Origin of the sequence: Allobosea lathyri, assembly GCF_900108245.1 — a bacterium.
Lineage (GTDB): Bacteria > Pseudomonadota > Alphaproteobacteria > Rhizobiales > Beijerinckiaceae > Allobosea > Allobosea lathyri.
This window is the reverse complement of record NZ_FNUY01000006.1, coordinates 60711-80582: the sequence shown is the minus strand read 5'-3', so window position 1 is coordinate 80582 and position 19872 is coordinate 60711. Positions and strand designations below refer to the sequence as shown.

Genomic DNA, 19872 nt, shown 5'->3' with positions numbered 1-19872 from the left:
TTCACTCCTAGCGCGAGCGCCCGTCATATTGGGTCGGCTGCAATTCCGTCGGCTCGACCCCCGCCAGGCAACGCACATTGACCGCCACCGTCGGCGTCCCATCGGGCATGGCCCCGCGCGCAAAGGATTCGACGCCGCAGGTCTCGCAGAACAGATGCTGGATCTTCTGCGAGTTGAAGCGGTACTCGGTCAGCGCATCCTCGCCTTTCGTCAGCGTGAACGCGGTTGCCGGCGCGAAAGTCAGGATCGAGCCACGGCGCTGGCAGTACGAGCAATTGCAGGTGATCGTCTGGTCGAGACTGGCCTCGACCGAATAGGCGACGCGCCCGCAATGGCAGCTGCCCTCATATTGCGCCATGGCCGTCTACCCCGTCAGCTCAGCACGACATTGACCGCACTCTCCGGCAGTTCCTTGCCGAAGGAGCGCTGGAAGAACTCGGCCACCAGCGTGCGTTCCATCTCGTCGCACTTGTTCAGGAACGTCACCCGGAAGGCGAAGCCGACATCTCCGAAGATCGCGGCGTTCTCGGCCCAGGTGATCACCGTACGCGGGCTCATCACGGTCGAGAGATCGCCGTTCATGAAGGCGTTGCGGGTGAGATCGGCGACACGGACCATCTTGTTGACGATGTCCTTGCCCTCCGGCGTCGCCTGATAATGCTTGGACTTCGCCAGCACGATCGCGACTTCGTTGTCATGCGGCAGATAGTTCAGCGTGGTCACGATCGACCAGCGGTCCATCTGGCCCTGATTGATCTGCTGCGTGCCGTGATAGAGGCCCGAGGTGTCGCCGAGGCCGACCGTGTTGGCGGTCGCGAACAGGCGGAAGGCGGGGTGGGGGCGGATGACGCGCTTCTGGTCGAGCAGCGTCAGCTTGCCCGACTGCTCGAGCACGCGCTGGATCACGAACATCACGTCGGGACGGCCGGCGTCATACTCGTCGAAGACGAGCGCGATGTTGTTCTGCAAGGCCCAGGGCAGGATGCCGTCCTGGAACTCGGTGATCTGCTTGCCTTCCTTCAGCACGATCGCGTCCTTGCCGACGAGATCGAGCCGGGACACGTGGCTGTCAAGGTTGACGCGCACGCAAGGCCAGTTCAGGCGGGCCGCGACCTGCTCGATATGGGTCGACTTGCCGGTGCCGTGATAGCCCGAGATCATCACGCGTCGGTTATGCGCGAAGCCGGCCAGGATCGCGATCGTGGTATCGCGGTCGAAGCGGTAATCCGGGTCGAAATCGGGCACATGCGCTTCCGCCTTCGAATAGGCGGGTACTTCGAGATCCGAATCGATTCCGAAAGTCTGGCGCACCGAGAGCTTCATGTCGGGCAGGCCGGGCGCAGTCGTCGTTGTCATCGTCTTGTCTCCGGGCGCAGGAACATAGGCCGGGAAGTCACCGGTTGTCCCAGAGCCGACCGAGGAGGGAGGCATATCAGACCCTAATTAGAGCGAAAGGCCGGCAGCGGCAATTCGCAAAGCGTCACAGCGTCAGTCACAAAGGACATGCCAGCCCCGCAAAGGACATGCCAGTCTGGCGTCCGCCGCCGAGGCGCGGGCTAGCGCTTCCGCTCGATCAGCCCGGTCACGATCCCGGCAACGGCGCTCGCGCCATCGCGATCAATAGATAATGGCGCGGGCATCCCCGCCCGAAGGGCCGTTTCGACCGCATTCGCCAGGGTCTCCGGCGTCAGCGCATCCGGCCCCGTCATCCGCAGGCAGCGTGCAAGCCCGGCGCGCGCCATCGCCTCGGCGCGGATCCCCTGCTCCGTCTCCGCCCCCTCGTCGAAGGGGACGACGATAGCGGGGCGCTCCGCCGCGACGAGATCGAGTACGGTGTTGTAGCCGGCCTGGCTGATCGACAGCGCACAATTGGCAAGCAATGTTGGAAAATCGGGACGCGCCCGCTCGACGATGGCGTTGGCCGGAGCCGATGCCTGAAGCCGCACGAAATCCGCCTCGGCCAGGCCTTTCCCAACGAGAATGCGCCAGCGCCGAGCATCTCCGAGCCGGGCCGCCGCGATCGCCATCTCGAAAAGCGGCAGTGCCGCGCCCGAGCCGCCGCCGGAGACGAGGATTTCGGCGCTCTCCACTCCACAACCCTCGTCCTGAGGAGCGAACACAGTTCGCGTCTCCAAGGATGTTCCAGCGTCCTCTGAGCCATCCTTCGAGACGCCGCTTCGCGGCTCCTCAGGATGAGGGCTGCGTGAGCGAGAGGCCGCAAGATAGCCGGTATAGACGAGCTTCCCGGCCAGCCCCTTCGAGACCGGCCAGGAGGCTTCCAGCGGCAGTAAGCCTGCGTCGCCATGCACCAGCACGGCGTCGAAATGCGCTGCGATTCGGGCTTCGGCTTCAACGATCCGATCGGCACGCGGCGCCACCAGCACGTCGCGGATCGAGGCCAACACAAGCGTTTTCGGATTGGCGAGCCTTGCCGCAGCGATCACGCCAAGAAACTCATCGGCCAATTGCCGGCGGCCGAACGGAAAATGCTCGGTGATCACGATGTCCGGACGAAGCGAGGCCGCAAGTTCGGACAGCAGGTCCCGTCGCGTCTCCCGTCTTTGCGCATCGATCGGCTGGCCGGCTTCATCGAGCAGATTGCGAAAATCGACTCCCTCGACCTTGGCCGGGGGCAACTGCACAAAGGTGAAAGGTTCGTCCGCTCTCACGTTGAGCGGCATCCCGCCGCTGGCAAGCGTCACCGCAAAACCCGCCTCAGCCAAGGCACGCGCCAGATGCCGCGCTCGCACGAGATGGCCGCTGCCGAGCAGATGCGTGACGACGATCAGGACGCCGCCCATCATCGCGCCTCCGCGACCGATGCTTTCAGCAAGCCGGCGACACGATCGAGCCCGGCTGCTGCCGAGAAATCCTGCGTCAGGCGCGCGAAAGCGGCCTGGCCGAGGCGCAGCCGCCGTTGTGGCGAGGCGGCGAGATCGGCCAGCGCCAGCGCCAGCGCCTCGACATCGCCCGGCCCAACCAGCAGCCCTTCGGTGCCATCGCGGACGAATTCCGGAATCCCCGCGAAATCGGTGGCGACGATCGGCAAGCCCTGGCTCGCCGCCTCCATCACCACATTGGGTAGCCCGTCGCGATCGCCATCGCCCGCCTGCCGGGATGGCAGCACGAAGAGATCGGCTTCGCGCAGCGCCGCGATCACCTCGGTTTGAGCCTTCGGGCCGGCCCATGTGATCCGGTCGGCAAGCCCGAGCTTCGCGGCTTGCGCCTGAAGCGCCCGAAGCTTCTCGCCACCACCGATATGGGTGAGCCGCCAGTGCAGCGTGCAGGGAAGCCCGGCCAGCGCCTCGATGAGATCGTCAAAACCCTTCTTCTCGACCGCGCGGCCGATGGTCACGAAGCGCACCGGATCGGCCGCATCGCTGCCGTCACGCGGCGAGTGGTTTTCGGGTGCCGGAAAGCGGGCGAGATCGAGCCCATGATAGAGCAATGCGACCTTGTCTGGTCGGTCCGACAGCCTTGCCAGCTCGCAATGGCCGTCGCGCGTGCAGGTCACGCCCCAGGCCGCATCGGCGATCTTCTCGCGCTTTTCCCAGTCGGGCGTGGTCCAGATATCCTTGGCATGAGCCGAGAACGACCAGCTCAGCCCCCGCAGCAGCGCCGCATAGCGGATCACCGAGGCCGGCGTGTGCAGATAATGCACATGCAGGTGGCGGATGCTCGCCGGCAGTTCGCGCGCCATCACGCAGGCCTGCCCGAAGCGCCGCCAGCGGTTGCGGGTCCGGTCGCGCCAGAGGTCGCGGAGGAAAAGCACCAGCAGACGCGAGAAGCTCGGCCTGACCAGGGCACGCAGCACCCCGCGCAGCACGCGGCCGGGCTCATCATGCAGATATTCCGGCAGATAGCGCACCGGCGCGATGATCTGATTATGCATCAGATGCCGCGCCGCATCCGTCGGGCGACGCAAGGACCAGATCGCGAAAGGCAAGCCGCGCTGTTGCAGCCCAAGCAGTTCCTGGGCGATGAAGGTCTCCGACAGGCGCGGATACCCCTTCATCGCGATGGCGACCTGCGGCTCGGCCGTCCGGGTCATCGCCGGCCGATCAGCATGAAGCGGGTGTAGTTCTTGGTCGGTCGCTCGCCGGCGAACAGGACCTCGGACAGGGCCGCCTGCGCGCGAAAGGCAGCGAGCGAGGGCACGCAGCTGCGATGGTCGGGCTCGCGGACATAGTCGTTGGACTGCAGGACGAGCGGCAGGCCGGCCGGCAGCGTCGCAAGCCAACCCGGCACATCGGCAAGATGCTCACAGCTCGTATTGATCACCAGCCCGGGAGCCGGCTGCTGCGCACCGAAATCGAGCGACATCATATCCGCAGTGACAGCACGAAAGCGCCCTGCCGCGACATGGCGATGGTTCAGCGTCTCCGCCACAGCCGCGCAAGCCGGCTCGATATCGAGGCTGACCACCTCGCCGATCGTCAAGCCGGGATCGTCGAGCAGGAGCGCGCCGAGCACGCCATACCAGGCGCCCAGCACCCAGACCGGTCCATTCGGCCGAGGCAGCGTCTCAGCCAGCGCCGCGACCAGCCATTGCTTCGAGGCGACCTGCTTGTGATTGCAGGCGATCGACAGATCCGCCGGGGCACCCTTGCCGTAGAGCCGCGCGATATCGTTCGCAATCGCGTTATCAGTCAGCGCCGCGACGCCACGCAACAGGTCGTGAAAGGCCTCTGAGGGCGGATCTTGTGTCATGCTCGATCGGGCGAAGGCTGGAGAAAGCGGCGGGACCATAGGCATGCCCCAACGCAAAGGCCAGCGCCACCGGCGAGCGGCTCACGCCTCCGGTTTTTTCGCGGCGCGTCGGGCTCTTGGCTTGCTGGCCGCGCGCTTTTTCGGCGCAGACTCGTCGGGCACGGTGATCTCCTCCGTGGGCAGGTCGCCCATCTGGACGACGTCGCCTGCGGCGGCCTCCTGTTGTGCGGCAATCGCGCGATCGTCAGCCGCAGTGGCGGCGGCTGGCTCTGGCGATTGCCTTCCGTCCTGGGATTCCGGCGTGTCCTGCGATGTCTCCTCCTCGGGCCTTGCCAGCTCCGGCGCGCTGGCGAAGCCATAGGCGGTCAGTGGCTTCTCGCGGCCCTTGATCGAGATCTTCAGCGTCGTGGTTCCGCCATAGCTGCGGCCCGAAACCCGAATCGTATCCTCGGACACCACGACATCCGCCAGAACGCGGCGTGTCGCCGATTCCAGCTGGCTGGCGACCATCACCGTCTCACCGACAGTGATCTCGCGCCGGCCGAGGCTTTCGTTCTCGACTGCGCCGGTGATCGCCTGTCCGCTATGGATGCCGATGCCGATGCGCAGCGGCAATGGCAGCGCCGCTCCGAATTCGCGGTTCAGCGCCTCGACAGCGCGCACGATGTCGGCCGAGGCGCTGATCGCCGCCTGCGCCGCCCGCGCCGGAGGCCCCTCCAGCCCGAACACGGCCATGAAGCCGTCGCCATAAAAAGCGTCGATACGGCCGCCATGGGCGGCGATAGCCTGCGACATCTCATCGAAGAAGCGGTTCAGCAGGCCGATCAGCTCCTGCGGCAGCTGCCGCTCGGACAGGGCAGAGAACGCCCGCAGATCCGCCACCATGACGGTGAGGCCGCGCTTGCCGACCTGGCTGTCGGCTTCGAGATTGCGCGCGGTCGTCGCGCCGAGCCGCGAGGCGAGCAGGATCTGGACCTGCACATCGTCACGCGGCCTGATCTGGCAGGCGAGCCGGACGCGTTCGGGCGCTGCAATCCGGCGCAGCAGCTTGGCTTCGTTGGCTCCCGGCGGCGGCAACTTGTCGCCTCCGTCGAGCACGAGAACGCGACAGGTCGCGCAGCGCGCCCTGCCGCCGCACAAAGCCGCATGCGGGATGCCGAAGCGCCGGAACATCTCCAGCACCGTCAGTCCCGGCGTGAGCTTGCGCACGCCATGGCCGACGAAACGCACCGTGATCTGGCGCGTGGTCCGCACCCTGATCTCGCGAAAGCCGACGAAGCCGATGAAGCAGCCGACGAGACCGTAGAAAGTCCGCTTCGCCCAGGTCACATTCTGGTTGAACATGGTGATCTGCGCGTCGGAATAATTTTCTGCGGGCAGGACCATCTGGTGCGCCTCGCGCGCGGCGACGGCGAAGCCGATCAGCGCCAGCACGGGGATCAGGATTGCCGCCAGCAGGAAAGGGTCGCGCCAGTGCCGATAGCTGTCGCGGGTCCGCAACGTGAAATGCAGGCCGATGATTCCATGCAACCAGACAAGCAGCAGCAGGAGCGTCTGCGAGACCGCCAGACCAGGCCAGAGCCGGCGCAGGACCGCGTGATAGGTCTCGTTCTGGTTGAAATAGGCACCCATGACCCGCGTACCGACGATATGATCGACGAGCAGCAACGGGATCGCCAGGCCGAGCGCGATCTGCAGCATTTCCCGCACCGGCATGCGGAACGTGCGCCGCTGGGCCACGCGCAGCAGCGCGAAGAACGGGTGAACCACCAGCGCTCCATAAAGCGCGATCGTGCCCGCCCAGGAATGCCAGAGCCAGTAGCGCCACTCCTGCACCTCCTCCATCGCCGCCAGGCCGGCAATGCCGACAGCGTGGTTGAGGAAGTGCGTCGTCGCGAAAAACAGCAGCACGAGGCCCGACGCGAAGCGGATATCCCGGCTCCACGAAGACACCTGATCCATGCTGCCCAGGCTGGATCGCTTTCCCCCCGCCGTCTGCGTCAAGCTCATGCGGGTACCTGCGTCATCAATGAACCTTCTCGTCGTGGAGCACGAAATCGGCGAGCCTGTAGAGGCGGGAGGCGAGATCGCGCGACAAGGCAAGGCTGAAATCCGGGATCGTCTCGAGCAACTCGAAGAACAGGTCCTTCGGCAGCCGCAGCGTGCTGACATCGCTTTTGGCGGTCACTTCGCCGACATAGGCCTGACCGCAGAGGATCGGCACATCCCCGATGATGCTGCCCGTATCCAGCAGAAAGCGCCTGCTGCGACCATCGGTGCGCTCATGCGAGAGTTCGAGCTCGCCCTCCAGCACGACATAGACGCCATCCGCCTGCTCGCCCTCGGCGATGATCAGCGTCCCCGCAGCGAAATGCAGCTTCTCGCCCATCAGGGCGACAAGCTTGAGGCGCGGCGCAGGCAGGCTCTGAAACAGCGGGAGTCGCCTGAGATGGGCGATATCGGTTTCCAGAGTCATGATCGCGCCTCCAATTGTGCGACGTCATTGCGTCGTGGCGGCACATCCCCATTCGCGCCTTCGTCAGCACCGGAACGACCATTAAGCTCGATCGCGCCGGACGGTCCGTTGAACACGATCCGTGGCGAGATGTCCCGCGCCAGACTAGCATCCCCCAGGAGAAGAAACAGCGTCATGCCGGCGCAATGTTTGCGTAAACGCTCGACGATCGCATCGGGTTCGCTCGATGTCGCCAGCAGCGCGGTGAGATCCAGAACGGCGATCTGCGGCGACTTGATCAGCGCCTGGGCGAGCGGCACCGCAAGTTTAAGCCGGGCAGGCAGGAAGCGCCCGCGAATTCCGCAATCAGTATCGAGCCCGAGCCGGTAAAGCGCGCCATCAAGGCCCGAGCGCGAAAGCGCCTTGCGCATGATCCCGGCGACCTTGCGGCGAGCATCGGCGACCCCGTAGCCGATGCGGCCGAACATCAGATTGTCGCGCACGCTGGCGCCCATCATCACTTGGTCGGGATCGTAGAAGGCGACGTCGGCAGCCGCATCGGCGGGCAGATGCATCTTGAAGCTCGCCCGCGCCCGCAGGATGCGCCGCTGCAGCGGGCCATCGAGCAGATTGAGCCTGTGCTTCGGCTCGATATAGCCCAGCGCCAGCGCCACCAGATCGCGCTCGGTCTCCTGGTCGAGCGGCGCCCGCATGTCCTGCTTGGCCAGCTGCGCGGCGAGGTCATTGAGCCTGTCGAACTCGAAATTCGCGCCGAAGGAATAGCGCTCGAACAAGGCGTGACCCTGCGGCAGTCCGGCAAAGATTTCGACGACCGTCGCGACGATGCGCGCGCCGACCTCGGCAAGCGGCTCGATCAGCGACTCCGCCTTCAGAATGGCATGCGCATAGGGCTCGAACAGCAGCGTTTCGTTGGCGAAGCGCGGGCTCGTGCGGGTGCCGAAGATCAGGTTCTCCGCCACCGTCGCATTGGCGTTGTAGCGGTCGAGATCGAAAGTCTCGATCAGACCTTCCAGCTTGATGCGGCTGAGTTCCGCCGCAACCGCGCGCCGCGCGGCAACGATACGGCCGATCGCGCCGGAGCTGAGCGGCGCGACGACCTTGCCGTCGAGGCCCAACTCGTAAACGTCTTCGGCACAGCCGAGCACATCCAGGACAGCCCTCACCTGAACGGCCAGGGCCGCGGCATCGGTCAGGCCTGCACCTTCATAGTCGGTCCAGTCGGCCTCGAACGGCAAGGGCGTATTGCCGGAACGGATCGCCTCGAGAAAGCGCTGATGCTCCTCCTGCGAGACCTTCTCCTGCGATTTCAGGCTCGGCCGGCGCCGCTTCAACGGCAGCAGGATATTGTCCCGCATGGTTCCGGCGATGATCTCGGCCTCGCTGCCCGCATAGCCGATGAGATGGCTCGCACGTTCGACCGACATGCGCGACAGCGTCATCCCGTCGATGGCGACACGGCCGGAATAGCTCATCGCCTGCCGCCCGAGGATGCGGCCGAGCACGTCGCGGCCGCCGCCCTGGGGGCCAATGACCGCCACCGTGCCGGGCCGCGGTACCCGCAGGGTCAGCGGCAGCAGCAGCGGCTGACCGCGATTGTCCAGCATCTGCAGGCTGTCGAGCCTGATCTCGCCCTTATCCGGCAGGCGGGTCACCCCCTCCTCCTCATCGAGCACCATCGCGTCGTCGGTCTGGAACTGGTCGATCACCTGCTCGTATTTGATCGTCACGTCGTTGCGCTGCTGGTCCCAGTCGATCAGCTCCTTGATCGGCGGCGGCAGGTCGCGATAGGCGGCGATGACGGCCACCAGCTGGCCGATGTCGAGCCGGCCCTGCAGCGCGAAGAAACCGCCGACGGCATAGAAGAAGAACGGCGTGATCTGGGCCAGGAGATTGTTCAGGAACTTGACCGCGAATTTGCGCTTGTAGAGCGCGTAGCGGATGTTGAAGAGCCGTCCGAGGCGTCCGGCGATGTCGGATTGCACATAGGCCGTTGCGCCATGTCCCTGGATGGTGGGGCCTGCGTCGACGATCTCGCCGATACGCCCCGCCAGCTGGCGCGACACGATCTGCCGCTCGCGCCCGAGCCGCAATTGTTCCCTGCGTAGGATCGGGATGATGACCGCCTGAACCAGCACGATGAGCAGTGCGATCGACCCCAGCCAGACGCTTTGCGCCATGATGAAGACCAGCGCCGTCAGGGCCTGGCTCAGCAGGAAGACCGGCTGGATGAAAGCGTCCCCGACGAAGGCGCCGATCGGCTCGACCTCGTCCTTGATCATGCTGGCGACTTCGGCCGGCTTGACCGCCCGGATATCCTCGGGCGGGAAGCGCATGAGTTGGCTGAACAGATCGTAGCGCATGCGCCGCAGCATGCGCTCGCCGAGAATGCCCTTGCGCAGGTTGATGACGTATTTGAACGCGCCGTTGATCAGCACGAGCACCAGGAAATAGGCGCTCAGGCCCAGAAGCAGGCCGAGCTGGCCGACCTGGAAGCCGTCGAACAGCTTGTAGCTCGCCCCGCCCAAGAACTCCGGCATATGGAGGGTGAAATCCAGCAGCGTGGCGGTGGTCTTGCCGCCCTTGAACGCACCGCCCTGAATGGCATCGTTGACGATCCGCTTGGGCACGTCGAACGAGATCCAGTAGAACGGGATCGAGGCAAGGATGATCAGCAGGACGACGATCTGCTCGCCGCGGCTCTTCTGCCAGACATACCGGAAGAGATGGGTCTCCAAATGGCAATCCTGTCCGGCGCGCTCGCATCCCCGCAGCCTCGCGCATCCCTGCTTGGAAAGTCTCCAGCGAGACCTGCCGCGCCATATGTGTGCCAGCTTGTGGTCCAGCGCAATGAGGCACGCCGATCCGTGACGGACATGCGCCTCGACGGCCCCCATGTTTCGATCACGATCGCTGGAGGAGCCCGATGATCCGCGACGTCCTGGACTGGCCGCACCGGCTCGCGCGGGCCGCCCGGCTCGTCATGGTCGCGAGCGTGATGATTGCAAGCCTGATAGTGGCGGGCCCGCTCGGTTCTCCCCGTCTCGCTTTGGCCGATCCCGCCTGCGATGGCGCCCTCTTGCAGAGGGCGGCTTCGGCGCGGCTCCCGTTGCGCGGATGTCATCGGCGCCGGGCAATGTCCGCCCGAATGAACCGCCGGGTCAAAAGCCATTGGCAAGACGCAACTTTAGACGTCTAGTGCCGTTGGGTGGATACCGCACGGCATCAGGGGTTTCGGCGTCAGCTAGTCATGGACATCCTGCGTATCAGCGATTTGCGTATCGGCTTCACCGTGCACGGCCTCGCCCGTGATGTGGTGAAGGGCGTCAGCCTTCGCGTCCCTGCCGGCAAGACTGTCGCGCTCGTCGGCGAGTCCGGCTCCGGAAAATCGGTGATCTCTCAGGCGATCATGGGCCTCCTGCCCCGCGCCGGCGCTGTGACCGGCGGCGAAATCCTGTTCCGCGACCCTGACCAGCCGGGCTCCTCGGTCGATATCGCCGGCCTGCCCGCCGAGGGCACCGAGATCAGGGAGTTGCGCGGCGGCCGCATCGGCATGATCTTCCAGGAGCCGATGTCCTCGCTTTCGCCGGTCCACACCATCGGCAACCAGATCGAGGAAGCTCTGCTGCTGCATCGGCCGATGCCCAAGCGCGAAGCGCGCGGCTTGATCGAGGCGATGCTCAAGCGCGTCGGCTTCAAGGACCCGCACCGGGCCTACGGCCTCTATTCCTTCGAGCTTTCAGGCGGCCTGCGCCAGCGCGCCATGCTCGCCATGGCGCTGATCTGCCAGCCGGCGCTGCTGATCGCCGACGAGCCGACGACCGCGCTGGACGTCACCATCCAGGCCCAGGTGCTCGATCTGATGCGTGATCTCCAAGCCGAAATGGGCATGGCGATCCTGCTGATCACCCATGATCTCGGCGTCGTCGCCAATATGGCCGACGAGGTCGTGGTGATTTACCACGGCGAAATCCTCGAGAGCGGCCCCGTCGAGAGCATCTTTCGCCAGCCGCGACACCCCTATCTGAAGGCGCTGCTCAAGGCTTCCCCGCATTTCGACATGGCCGATGGCGAGCGGCTGGTGGCGTTGCGCGAGGCGCGCCCCCGCGCGCCGGTGGTCAGGCCGGTCATGACAGCGGCGCAACGTGACGCCGCCCCGCCGCTGCTGAGCGTGAGGGGCTTGCGCAAGAGCTACACCACAGGCGCTCGGAAATTCTTCGGCAAGGGCACCTTGTCGACCGTGAAAGCCGTCGACGATGTCAGCTTCGATATCCGGCGCGGCGAATGTCTCGGCCTCGTCGGCGAGAGCGGCTGCGGCAAGACCACCGTCAGCAAGATCATCATGCGCGCGGTCAAGCCCGATACCGGCACGATCCGCTTCGATGACGGCCAGGCGCCGGTCGATGTGCTCGCTCTGGAAGGCGAGGATCTGCGCGCCTTCCGGCCGAGAGTCCAGATGATCTTCCAGGATCCGGTCTCCTCGCTCTCGCCGCGCATGACGGTGATGAGCATCCTGCGCGAGCCGCTGGTCATCCACGAGCGTAGCGAGGGTGCCGAACAGACCGCGCGTGTGCGCAGCCTGATGGAGGATGTCGGGCTCGATCCGCGCTTCCTCAATCGCTATCCGCATTCCTTCTCGGGCGGACAGCGCCAGCGCATCGGCATCGCCCGCGCGCTCGCGCTCGACCCCGACCTGATCATCTGCGACGAGCCGGTCTCCGCGCTCGACGTCTCCGTTCAGGCGCAGATCCTGAACCTGCTGAAGGACCTGCAGGCCGAGCGTGGGCTGACCTTCCTGTTCATCTCGCACAACCTCGCCGTGGTGAACTACATGGCCGACCGTATCGCGGTGATGGCCAATGGCCGCATCGTCGAAATCGCGCCGCGCCATCTCCTTTTCACACAGCCAAGGCACCCCTATACCAAGGCCCTCCTGCGTTCGGTGCCCTTCGCCGATCTCGACCGCAAGCTGGACTTCAAGCTCGCGGCACCCGGCGGGGCCTCCGATTCCACGCATTGGGCTGCGGCTTTCAGGCAGGACCCCGATGGCGACGCCCTGACGCATCTGCCGCTCGGCGAAGGCCATTTCGTGCTCGCCCGCCCCGGCGCCGACATTCGGGAGATGGCATGATGAAGCAGCGTCGCCATGGCCCGACACGCCGCTCGGCATTGACGCTGGGCTCGGCTGCGATGATGGCCAGCGCCCTGCCCCGCCAGGCGCGCGCGGCCACGATGAAGCCGCTCGAACTGGTCGACAGCCCGTTCTTCGCCGAGCAGGTCGCGAACGGCACCCTGCCGCATATCTCGCTGCGGGTGCCGACCGTGCCACGGATCGTCCAGGTCTCCGGGCCGGGCCGCGAGCCGGGCCGCCATGGCGGCAACATCCGCATGCTGATGGGCGACCAGCGCGACATCCGCATGATGACGCTCTACGGCTATACCCGGCTCATCGTCTACGACGAGAACCTCGAGATCGCGCCCGATGTGCTGGAGAGTTTCGAGGTCCAGGAAGGCCGCATCTTCACGCTGCGACTGCGGCCCGGGCATCGCTGGTCGGACGGATCGCCCTTCACCACCGAGGATTTCCGCTATTGGTGGAAGGATGTCGCCAACAACAAGCGGCTCTCGCCGGGCGGGCCGCCGCAGGCCCTGCTGGCGGACGGCGAGCCGCCGGTGTTCGAGGTCCTGAGCCCGACCGAGGTCCGCTATAGCTGGGCCAAACCGAATCCCGTCTTCCTGCCGGCGCTCGCGGGCGCCCAGCCGACCTATATCTGCATGCCCTCGGGCTATCTGAAGCAGTTTCACATCAACTATGCCGACCCTGTTACGCTGCATTCGCGGGTCAAGCTGGCCCGGGTCAGGGATTGGGGCTCGCTGCACGAGCGGGTCTCGCGCATGTACCGGCCCGAAAACCCCGAACTCCCCACGCTCGACCCCTGGCGCAACACGACGCCGCTTCCGGCCGAGCAGTTCGTCTTCGAGCGCAACGCCTATTTCCACCGGATCGACCAGAACGGCTTGCAGCTGCCTTATGTCGACAAGGTCACCCTGACTGTCGGAACGAACTCGCTTGTGCCCGCCAAGACAGCGGCCGGCGATGCCGACCTGCAGGCGCGCTATCTCCGCTTCGACAACTACACCTTCCTCAAGGAAGCCTCGAAGCGGATGGATTTCGAGATCAAGCTGTGGAAGCGGGCGGAAGGCGCCTATTTCGCGCTGATGCCGAACATGAACGCGATCGACCCGATCTGGCGCGACCTCAACCGCGATGTCCGCTACCGCCGCGCCTTGTCGGTCGCGATCAACCGCAAGGATATCAACAAGGTCATCTTCTTCGGGTTGGCCACAGAGAGCGGCAATACCGCTTTGCCCGAAAGCCCGCTCTACGATGCCCGGCTTGCCAACCTGTGGACGCAGCACGACACCGGGCTGGCCGACCACCTGCTCGACGAGATCGGCCTGACCAAGCGCGACCCGGACGGTGTCCGCCTGCTCTCCGACGGGCGGCGACTGGAATTCACCATCGAGACGGCCGGCGAGAACACGGAAGAGACCGATATCCTTGACCTGATCAAGCAGGATCTCTTCACCGTCGGCATCAAGATCTATCCGCGCTCGACCCAGCGGGACGTGTTTCGCCGGCGCATCGTGGCGGGCCAGACCATCATGTCGGCCTGGGCCGGCATGGACAACGCGCTGGTCTCGCCGGAAATGGAGCCCGACGCGCTGGCGCCGACCTCGTCCGCCCAATTCAACTGGCCGCGCTGGGGGCAGTTCATCGAAAGCGGCGGTCGCGAAGGCGAGAAGCCCGAGGTTCCCGAGGTCAAGGAACTGGTCCAGCTCTACCAGGACTGGCGTTCCAGCGTGACCCGCGAGCAGCGCAAGGAAATCTGGCAGCGCATGCTGACGATCAACGCCGAGCAGCTCTTCACGATCGGCATCGTCAACGGCACGCTGCAGCCGATCGTCGTCTCGCGCAATCTGCGCAACGTCCCCGAAAAGGGACTCTACAGCTTCGAACCGGGCGCCTTCATCGGGCGTTACCTGCCCGACACCTTCTGGTTCGACCAGCCGAAAGCCAAGAGCTGATCCGTGCTGCTGCAATACATCTTCAAGCGCATCCTGCTGATGATCCCGACGCTGCTGGTCACCAGCGCGTTGATCTTCACCGTGATCAACCTGCCCGAGGGCGACTATTTCGAGACGCTTGCCGCCGAAATGCAGGCGCAGGGGGAAAAGGCCGACCTCAGCCGCATCGAGTTCCTGAAACAGGAATACGGCTTCGACAAGCCGCCGGTGGAGCGATATTTCCGCTGGGTCACCGGCCTACTCCAGGGCGATATGGGCTATTCCTTCGAGTATCAGCGGCCGGTGCGGGAGATCGTCGGAGACCGGTTGCTGCTCACCATGATGGTGTCCTTCGTCACGATCATCTTCACCTGGGTGGTCGCGTTCCCGATCGGCATCTACTCGGCCACGCACCAATATAGCTGGGGCGATTACGGCCTGACCTTTCTCGGCCTGATCGGGTTGGCGGTGCCGCACTTCCTGCTGGCGCTGGTCTTCATGTATGCCGCCAATATCTGGTTCGGCACCTCGATCGGCGGGCTTGTCGATCCGCAATATCTCAACCAGCCGATGAGCTGGGCCAAGTTCAGATCGGTGCTCGAACATCTTTGGATTCCGGTGATCATCATCGGCGCCGGCGGCACTGCCGGCATGATCCGCGCGGTCAGGGCCAACCTCCTGGACGAACTGCAGAAGCAGTATTTCGTGACCGCCCGCGCCAAGGGGCTGCCGCCGGGCAAGGCGCTGCGCAAATATCCGCTGCGCATGTCCCTGAACTTCTTCGTCTCTGATATCGGCGATATCCTGCCCTCGATCGTCTCGGGCGCCGAGATCGTCGCCATCGTGCTCTCGCTCCAGACCACCGGCCCGCTGCTGATCCGGGCGCTGCAGGCGCAGGACATGTATCTCGCTGGCTCCTTCCTGATGTTCCTCTCTTTCCTGACCGTGATCGGAGTACTGATCTCGGACATTGCGCTTGCCATCCTCGATCCCCGCATCCGCCTTCAGGGGACCGCGACCAAGTGACCAGCGCTCCGACATCGACACTCCAGCAGTTGCCGGCGGACGGCGCACCGCTCCCGCATACGGCCTCGACCGCGCCGTTCGAGCCCTATGCCGTCGAGGCGATGACGCCGGCGCAGGAGCGCATCTACCTCGCCTCGCAATGGCAGTTGATGTGGTGGAAGTTCCGCAAGCATCGGCTCGCTGTGATCTCTGCCGTCGTCATCCTGACGATCTACGGGATGGCAGCCTTCTGCGAACTGCTGGCGCCCTATCATTACACGACGCGCAATACCGATTTCATCCGCGCCCCGCGCCAGGAGGTGCATCTCTTCCATGAGGGGCGTTTCCTCGGCCCCTTCGTCTATCCCTATACCCAGCGCCTCAACATGGAGAATCTGAAGCGCGAATATGATGTCGACCGCACGCGCCCGCAGCAGATCCGCTTCTTCTGCCGCGGCGACGACTACCTCTTCTGGGGCCTGATCCCCGGCAATGTCCGGTTGTTCTGCCCGCCCGAAGATGGCACGCTCTTCCTGCTCGGCTCCGACAGGCTCGGCCGCGACATGCTCTCGCGCATTCTCTATGGCGGCCGCATCTCGCTATCGATCGGCCTGCTCGGCGTCGGCGTGTCCTTCGTGCTCGGCGTCATCATCGGCGGCATCGCCGGCTATTATGGCGGCCGCGTCGATCTGTTCGTCCAGCGCCTGATCGAGATCGTCCAGTCCCTGCCGCATATTCCGCTCTGGCTCGCGCTGGCCTCGATCATGCCGCCGTCCTGGAGCCCGATCGTCGTCTATTTCGGCATCACAGTGATCCTCGGGCTGATGGACTGGACGGGTCTGGCGCGGGCCGTGCGCTCCAAACTGCTCTCGCTGCGCGAGGAGGACTATGTCGTCGCGGCCCAGTTGATGGGCGCCAAGCCCGCCCGCATCATCGGCCTGCATCTCGTTCCCGGCTTCATGAGCCACCTGATCGCCTCGGCGACGATCACCATCCCCAAGACGATTCTGGGCGAGACCGCGCTGAGCTTCCTGGGCCTGGGGTTGCGGCCGCCGATCACGAGCTGGGGCGTGATGCTGAACGAGGCGCAGAACATCAATGTGGTGGCGCTCTATCCCTGGTTGCTCTATCCGGTCGTGCCCGTCATCCTGATCATCCTGGCCTTCAACTTCCTCGGCGATGGCCTGCGCGACGCGGCCGATCCGTATCGCTGACCGCAACGCCGCCCCAATAAAGAACACCACCCGGTGCGTATCGCCTTTCACACGCCGCTCAACCTCTTCAGCGATGGCGGCATATCCGGGGACCGGCGGATGGCGCGCCAGCTGGTCGCGGCGCTCGAGTCGCTCGGCCATACGGTCGAACCGGTCAAGGGCCGCAGGGATTATCTGAGGACGCCCGATCTCGAATCCCTGGCGCAGCACCAGAGCGAGGCGGCAACGCTCCGAGACAACCTGCTCACCGGATGGCGCGAGGGTCATGCCGCGCCCGATCTCTGGTTCACCTATCACAACTATTACCGGGCGCCCGACCTGCTCGGGCCCGACATCGTCGCGCAGCTCGGCATCCCCTATGTCGTCGCCGAGGCGAGCGATGCCCTGCGGCGAGCGGAGGGCGAATGGGCGCCCCATACGGCCATCGTGCGGCGCGGAATCGACGCCACCGACCTGCATCTCTATTTCACCGACCGTGATCGCGAGGGCCTCGAGGCATGGCGCAGCGAGCACACCGCCCTGCTGGAGCTGCCGCCCTTCATCGCCTTCGACAAGACCCCCACCCAGCGCCAGGGCAGCGCAGCCACGCCGCGCCTCGTCACCATCGCGATGATGCGCGCCGGCACCAAGCAGAACAGCTATCTGACGCTCGCCCGCATTCTCGCCCACCTCACGGACAGATCCTGGACGCTCAGCATCGTCGGGGACGGCCGGCAGCGTCGCGAGATCGAAAACGCCTTCGCCGAATTTCCTCCGGGCCGCATCCACTGGTGCGGTTCGCTGGACCATGCCAGCGCGATGGCCAAGCTCGCAGCCCATGACGTCTTCGTCTGGCCCGGCATGCGCGAGGCCTATGGGCTGGTCTATCTCGAAGCCCAGGCGATCGGGCTGCCGGTCGTCGCCTTCGACAGCGGCGGCGTCTCCGCCACGGTCAAGCGCGGCGAGACGGCCCTCCTGGCGCCGGAAGGCGACGAGGCCGGGATGGCGGCAGCGCTGGCGCAATTGCTCGACGATCCCGCCCGGCGCGAAACGATGGGCGCCGCCGCGCGCGACTTCGCACTCAACGAACGCACGCCGGAACGCGCAGCGGCGATCCTCAATCGGGGCCTCGCCATCGCCTGCAAAAACCGCCGGGCAAGGCTCGCCCTCGCAACGAGCGTCGCGGCACCATGAGCGACGATATGACCGGAGATCCTTGGCTCCTTCTCGAACGCGAGCTCGACCTCTGGCGCGATAGCGGACGGCAGGTCCGGTTCTGGCTGCGCGACGACGATGCCGTCGCGCCAAGCCCGGCGCTCGACCAGCTGGCGCAGGTGGCGCAACGCTTCGGCGCGCCGGCCCTGCTGGCCGTGATCCCCATGCTGGCCGAGCCTGCCCTCGCCAGCCGCTTGCGGCTGACGTCATGGCTCCTGCCCTGCCAGCACGGTTGCTGGCATCACAACCATGCCCCCGAGGGCGAGAAGAAATCGGAATTCGGCGCAAACCGTTCTGCCACCGACATCCGGGGCGAAATCGCGGAGGCCAGGCACCGCCTCGGCGAGCTGTTCGGCCCGCAGCTGCTGCCGGTCTTCGTGCCGCCCTGGAACCGCATCGCCCCCGGCCACGCCGCATTGCTGCCTGAACTCGGTCTGGTAGGCCTGTCCTGCTTCAGGAACTACGCGATACCGGATGGGCGAGGCCCTGGGCTCGCGAACACCCAGATCGACATCATGGACTGGCATGGCGGGCGGATCGGACGGACGCCACGCTCGCTCGTGCCGGAGATCTGCAGCCTGCTCGCCGAGATGCGAACAGCGCCCCAGCCCGTCGATGCAACGCTCGGCCTGCTGCTCCATCATCGCGATCATGATGACGCCGCCTGGTCCTTTCTCGACGCCTTTCTCGATCGCGCCGTCTCGCATCGTGCTGTGAAGCCGGTCGATCCGCGCAAGCTGTTCTCGCTTCCCACAGCTGGCTAGCAGCCGCCCTTCACCTGATCGCGGGCAATCACAGTCTGCTGTGAGTGCACTTGGATCGGGTCGCGCGGCGCGCTATAACGGCGGTCTATCCAAGTGCGTTCGTCCTCGCCAAGAGGTCGTCTGATCTTTCTGTAGAGGGCGAGGCTCCGATGCCTTTCAACGTCGTCGACCTTGCCGGCGCCGAGCGCGCTCCGCGCAGCCCCCATGCGCCTCGCGTCCTGATCTACAGCCACGATACCTTCGGCCTCGGCCATATCCGCCGCTGCCGGGCGATCGCCAATTCGCTGGTCGCCAGCTTTCCTCATATATCAGTCATCATCATCTCCGGTTCGTCGGTGATTTCGAGCTTCCAGTTCGGCGACGGCGTCGATTACGTCCGGATTCCCGGTGTCGAGAAGCAGAGCGACGGCCGCTACGGCCCGCATCATCTCAATCTCGACCTGTCCGATACGATCCGCCTGCGCACCGACATCATCAAGCAGGTCGTGCTTTCCTTCGACCCCGACGTCGTCATCGTCGACAAGGAGCCGGTCGGCCTGCGCGGCGAGCTTATCCCCGCGCTCGAAATCCTGCGCCGACGCGGCGCGCGCATCGTGCTCGGCCTGCGCGACGTGCTGGACGAACCGACCAAGCTCCTCGATGAATGGCGCCATAGCGGCGCGCTGGACGCCCTCGAACAGACCTATGACGACATTTTCGTCTATGGGCTGGAGAGCATCTACCAGCCGCTTGCCGGCCTGCCGAACCAGCACCTCTTCGCCGACAAGATCCGTTATACCGGCTATCTCAAGCGCGCGGTGCCAAGCCCGATGCCGCCGAATCGCTACCCGCGGATCACCAAGGGCCCGTTCATTCTGGTGACGCCGGGCGGGGGTGGCGACGGCGCGGGCGTGATCGACTGGGTGATTTCGGCCTATGAGGCCGACCCGACCATCGCGTTGCCGGCCCTGATCGTGTTTGGGCCGTTCATGTCGCGAGAGCGCCGCAAGGAGTTCACCGAGCGCATCAGCCGCATCCCGAAGCTGGAGAGCCTCGGTTTCGAGCCGCGCCTCGAACTGCTGATGAACCGCGCCCACTGCGTCGTCGCCATGGGCGGCTACAACACGTTCTGCGAGATCCTGTCCTTCGACAAACCGGCCATCATCGTGCCGCGCGTAAAGCCCCGCCTCGAACAGGCGATCCGGGCCGAGCGGGCCGACGAACTCCGGCTGATCGACGTACTGAACGACCCCTCCCAGAACGGCGACGGCGAGCGCGATCCCCTCGTCATGGCCGCGGCACTGCACGCGCTCCCCAAGCGCCTGCCGCCCTCCCAGGCCTTCGTGCCCGACCTGCTCGAAGGACTGCCGGCGATCAGCCGTGCACTGGCCGATAATCTCTCGATGCCCGTCCGTGGCCGCCTTCTCGCGCAGAATGCCGCCATAACCAGCTGAGCGCTGCTCGC

General features: G+C 65.4%; 15 protein-coding genes. 7 read left to right on the top strand and 8 right to left on the bottom strand.

The annotated features are described in order from the left end of the window. Positions 1 to 7: 7 nt before the first annotated feature. The 8 genes from C4S73_RS15240 to C4S73_RS15205 form a co-directional block, all read right to left on the bottom strand. On the bottom strand, positions 8 to 358 hold the full coding sequence (locus C4S73_RS15240) for a GFA family protein (protein WP_103873378.1): 351 nt from the start codon (positions 356 to 358) through the stop codon (positions 8 to 10). 14 nt (positions 359 to 372) lie between these two features. After that, the gene (gene cobS / locus C4S73_RS15235) at positions 373 to 1356 is read right to left on the bottom strand and encodes a cobaltochelatase subunit CobS (RefSeq protein WP_103873606.1); all 984 of its coding nucleotides are present in this window, start codon (positions 1354 to 1356) and stop codon (positions 373 to 375) included. Between the two features lie 200 nt (positions 1357 to 1556). After that, positions 1557 to 2801 carry a glycosyltransferase family protein gene (locus C4S73_RS15230; RefSeq protein WP_160115789.1) on the bottom strand — a complete coding sequence of 415 codons (1245 nt, stop codon included), beginning with the start codon at positions 2799 to 2801 and terminating at the stop codon, positions 1557 to 1559. Beyond that, the gene (locus C4S73_RS15225) at positions 2801 to 4051 is read right to left on the bottom strand and encodes a glycosyltransferase family 4 protein (RefSeq protein ID WP_103873376.1); all 1251 of its coding nucleotides are present in this window, start codon (positions 4049 to 4051) and stop codon (positions 2801 to 2803) included. The genes C4S73_RS15230 and C4S73_RS15225 overlap by 1 nt, the downstream gene beginning before the upstream one ends. Further along, on the bottom strand, positions 4048 to 4710 hold the full coding sequence (locus C4S73_RS15220) for an SAM-dependent methyltransferase (protein WP_103873375.1): 663 nt from the start codon (positions 4708 to 4710) through the stop codon (positions 4048 to 4050). The genes C4S73_RS15225 and C4S73_RS15220 overlap by 4 nt, the downstream gene beginning before the upstream one ends. Positions 4711 to 4791: 81 nt before the next feature. Then, positions 4792 to 6663, bottom strand: coding sequence for an adenylate/guanylate cyclase domain-containing protein (locus C4S73_RS15215; protein WP_160115788.1), 1872 nt, complete (start codon positions 6661 to 6663; stop codon positions 4792 to 4794). 73 nt (positions 6664 to 6736) lie between these two features. After that, the gene (locus C4S73_RS15210) at positions 6737 to 7186 is read right to left on the bottom strand and encodes a cyclic nucleotide-binding domain-containing protein (protein WP_103873373.1); all 450 of its coding nucleotides are present in this window, start codon (positions 7184 to 7186) and stop codon (positions 6737 to 6739) included. Continuing rightward, positions 7183 to 9921 (bottom strand): ABC transporter transmembrane domain-containing protein, encoded by a 2739-nt coding sequence (locus C4S73_RS15205; RefSeq protein WP_160115787.1) that lies wholly within the window; start codon positions 9919 to 9921, stop codon positions 7183 to 7185. The genes C4S73_RS15210 and C4S73_RS15205 overlap by 4 nt, the downstream gene beginning before the upstream one ends. Positions 9922 to 10433: 512 nt before the next feature. Between C4S73_RS15205 and C4S73_RS15195 the strand changes: the two genes are divergently transcribed. The 7 genes from C4S73_RS15195 (at position 10434) to C4S73_RS15165 (ending at position 19861) form a co-directional block, all read left to right on the top strand. Next, entirely contained in the window at positions 10434 to 12314 is a 1881-nt protein-coding gene (locus C4S73_RS15195; protein ID WP_103873370.1) for an ABC transporter ATP-binding protein, read from the top strand. Beyond that, the gene (locus tag C4S73_RS15190) at positions 12314 to 14272 is read left to right on the top strand and encodes an ABC transporter substrate-binding protein (RefSeq protein ID WP_103873369.1); all 1959 of its coding nucleotides are present in this window, start codon (positions 12314 to 12316) and stop codon (positions 14270 to 14272) included. The genes C4S73_RS15195 and C4S73_RS15190 overlap by 1 nt, the downstream gene beginning before the upstream one ends. A gap of 6 nt (positions 14273 to 14278) precedes the next feature. Then, positions 14279 to 15277 carry an ABC transporter permease gene (locus C4S73_RS15185; RefSeq protein WP_103873605.1) on the top strand — a complete coding sequence of 333 codons (999 nt, stop codon included), beginning with the start codon at positions 14279 to 14281 and terminating at the stop codon, positions 15275 to 15277. Then, positions 15274 to 16470 carry an ABC transporter permease gene (locus tag C4S73_RS15180; RefSeq protein WP_244595614.1) on the top strand — a complete coding sequence of 399 codons (1197 nt, stop codon included), beginning with the start codon at positions 15274 to 15276 and terminating at the stop codon, positions 16468 to 16470. The genes C4S73_RS15185 and C4S73_RS15180 overlap by 4 nt, the downstream gene beginning before the upstream one ends. A gap of 33 nt (positions 16471 to 16503) precedes the next feature. Then, positions 16504 to 17643, top strand: coding sequence for a glycosyltransferase family 4 protein (locus tag C4S73_RS15175; RefSeq protein WP_146071367.1), 1140 nt, complete (start codon positions 16504 to 16506; stop codon positions 17641 to 17643). Between the two features lie 8 nt (positions 17644 to 17651). Next, positions 17652 to 18428, top strand: coding sequence for a polysaccharide deacetylase family protein (locus C4S73_RS15170; RefSeq protein ID WP_146071366.1), 777 nt, complete (start codon positions 17652 to 17654; stop codon positions 18426 to 18428). 149 nt (positions 18429 to 18577) lie between these two features. Next, positions 18578 to 19861, top strand: coding sequence for a glycosyltransferase family protein (locus C4S73_RS15165; RefSeq protein WP_103873366.1), 1284 nt, complete (start codon positions 18578 to 18580; stop codon positions 19859 to 19861). Positions 19862 to 19872 lie beyond the last annotated feature (11 nt).

Excerpts from the sequence above, each read along its gene's own strand:
- C4S73_RS15240 (WP_103873378.1), bottom strand. The coding sequence starts at position 358 with ATGGCGCAATATGAGGGCAGCTGCCATTGCGGGCGCGTCGCCTATTCG.
- cobS (WP_103873606.1), bottom strand. The coding sequence starts at position 1,356 with ATGACAACGACGACTGCGCCCGGCCTGCCCGACATGAAGCTCTCGGTG.
- C4S73_RS15230 (WP_160115789.1), bottom strand. The coding sequence starts at position 2,801 with ATGGGCGGCGTCCTGATCGTCGTCACGCATCTGCTCGGCAGCGGCCAT.
- C4S73_RS15225 (WP_103873376.1), bottom strand. The coding sequence starts at position 4,051 with ATGACCCGGACGGCCGAGCCGCAGGTCGCCATCGCGATGAAGGGGTAT.
- C4S73_RS15220 (WP_103873375.1), bottom strand. The coding sequence starts at position 4,710 with ATGACACAAGATCCGCCCTCAGAGGCCTTTCACGACCTGTTGCGTGGC.
- C4S73_RS15210 (WP_103873373.1), bottom strand. The coding sequence starts at position 7,186 with ATGACTCTGGAAACCGATATCGCCCATCTCAGGCGACTCCCGCTGTTT.
- C4S73_RS15195 (WP_103873370.1), top strand. The coding sequence starts at position 10,434 with ATGGACATCCTGCGTATCAGCGATTTGCGTATCGGCTTCACCGTGCAC.
- C4S73_RS15190 (WP_103873369.1), top strand. The coding sequence starts at position 12,314 with ATGAAGCAGCGTCGCCATGGCCCGACACGCCGCTCGGCATTGACGCTG.
- C4S73_RS15170 (WP_146071366.1), top strand. The coding sequence starts at position 17,652 with ATGACCGGAGATCCTTGGCTCCTTCTCGAACGCGAGCTCGACCTCTGG.
- C4S73_RS15165 (WP_103873366.1), top strand. The coding sequence starts at position 18,578 with ATGCCTTTCAACGTCGTCGACCTTGCCGGCGCCGAGCGCGCTCCGCGC.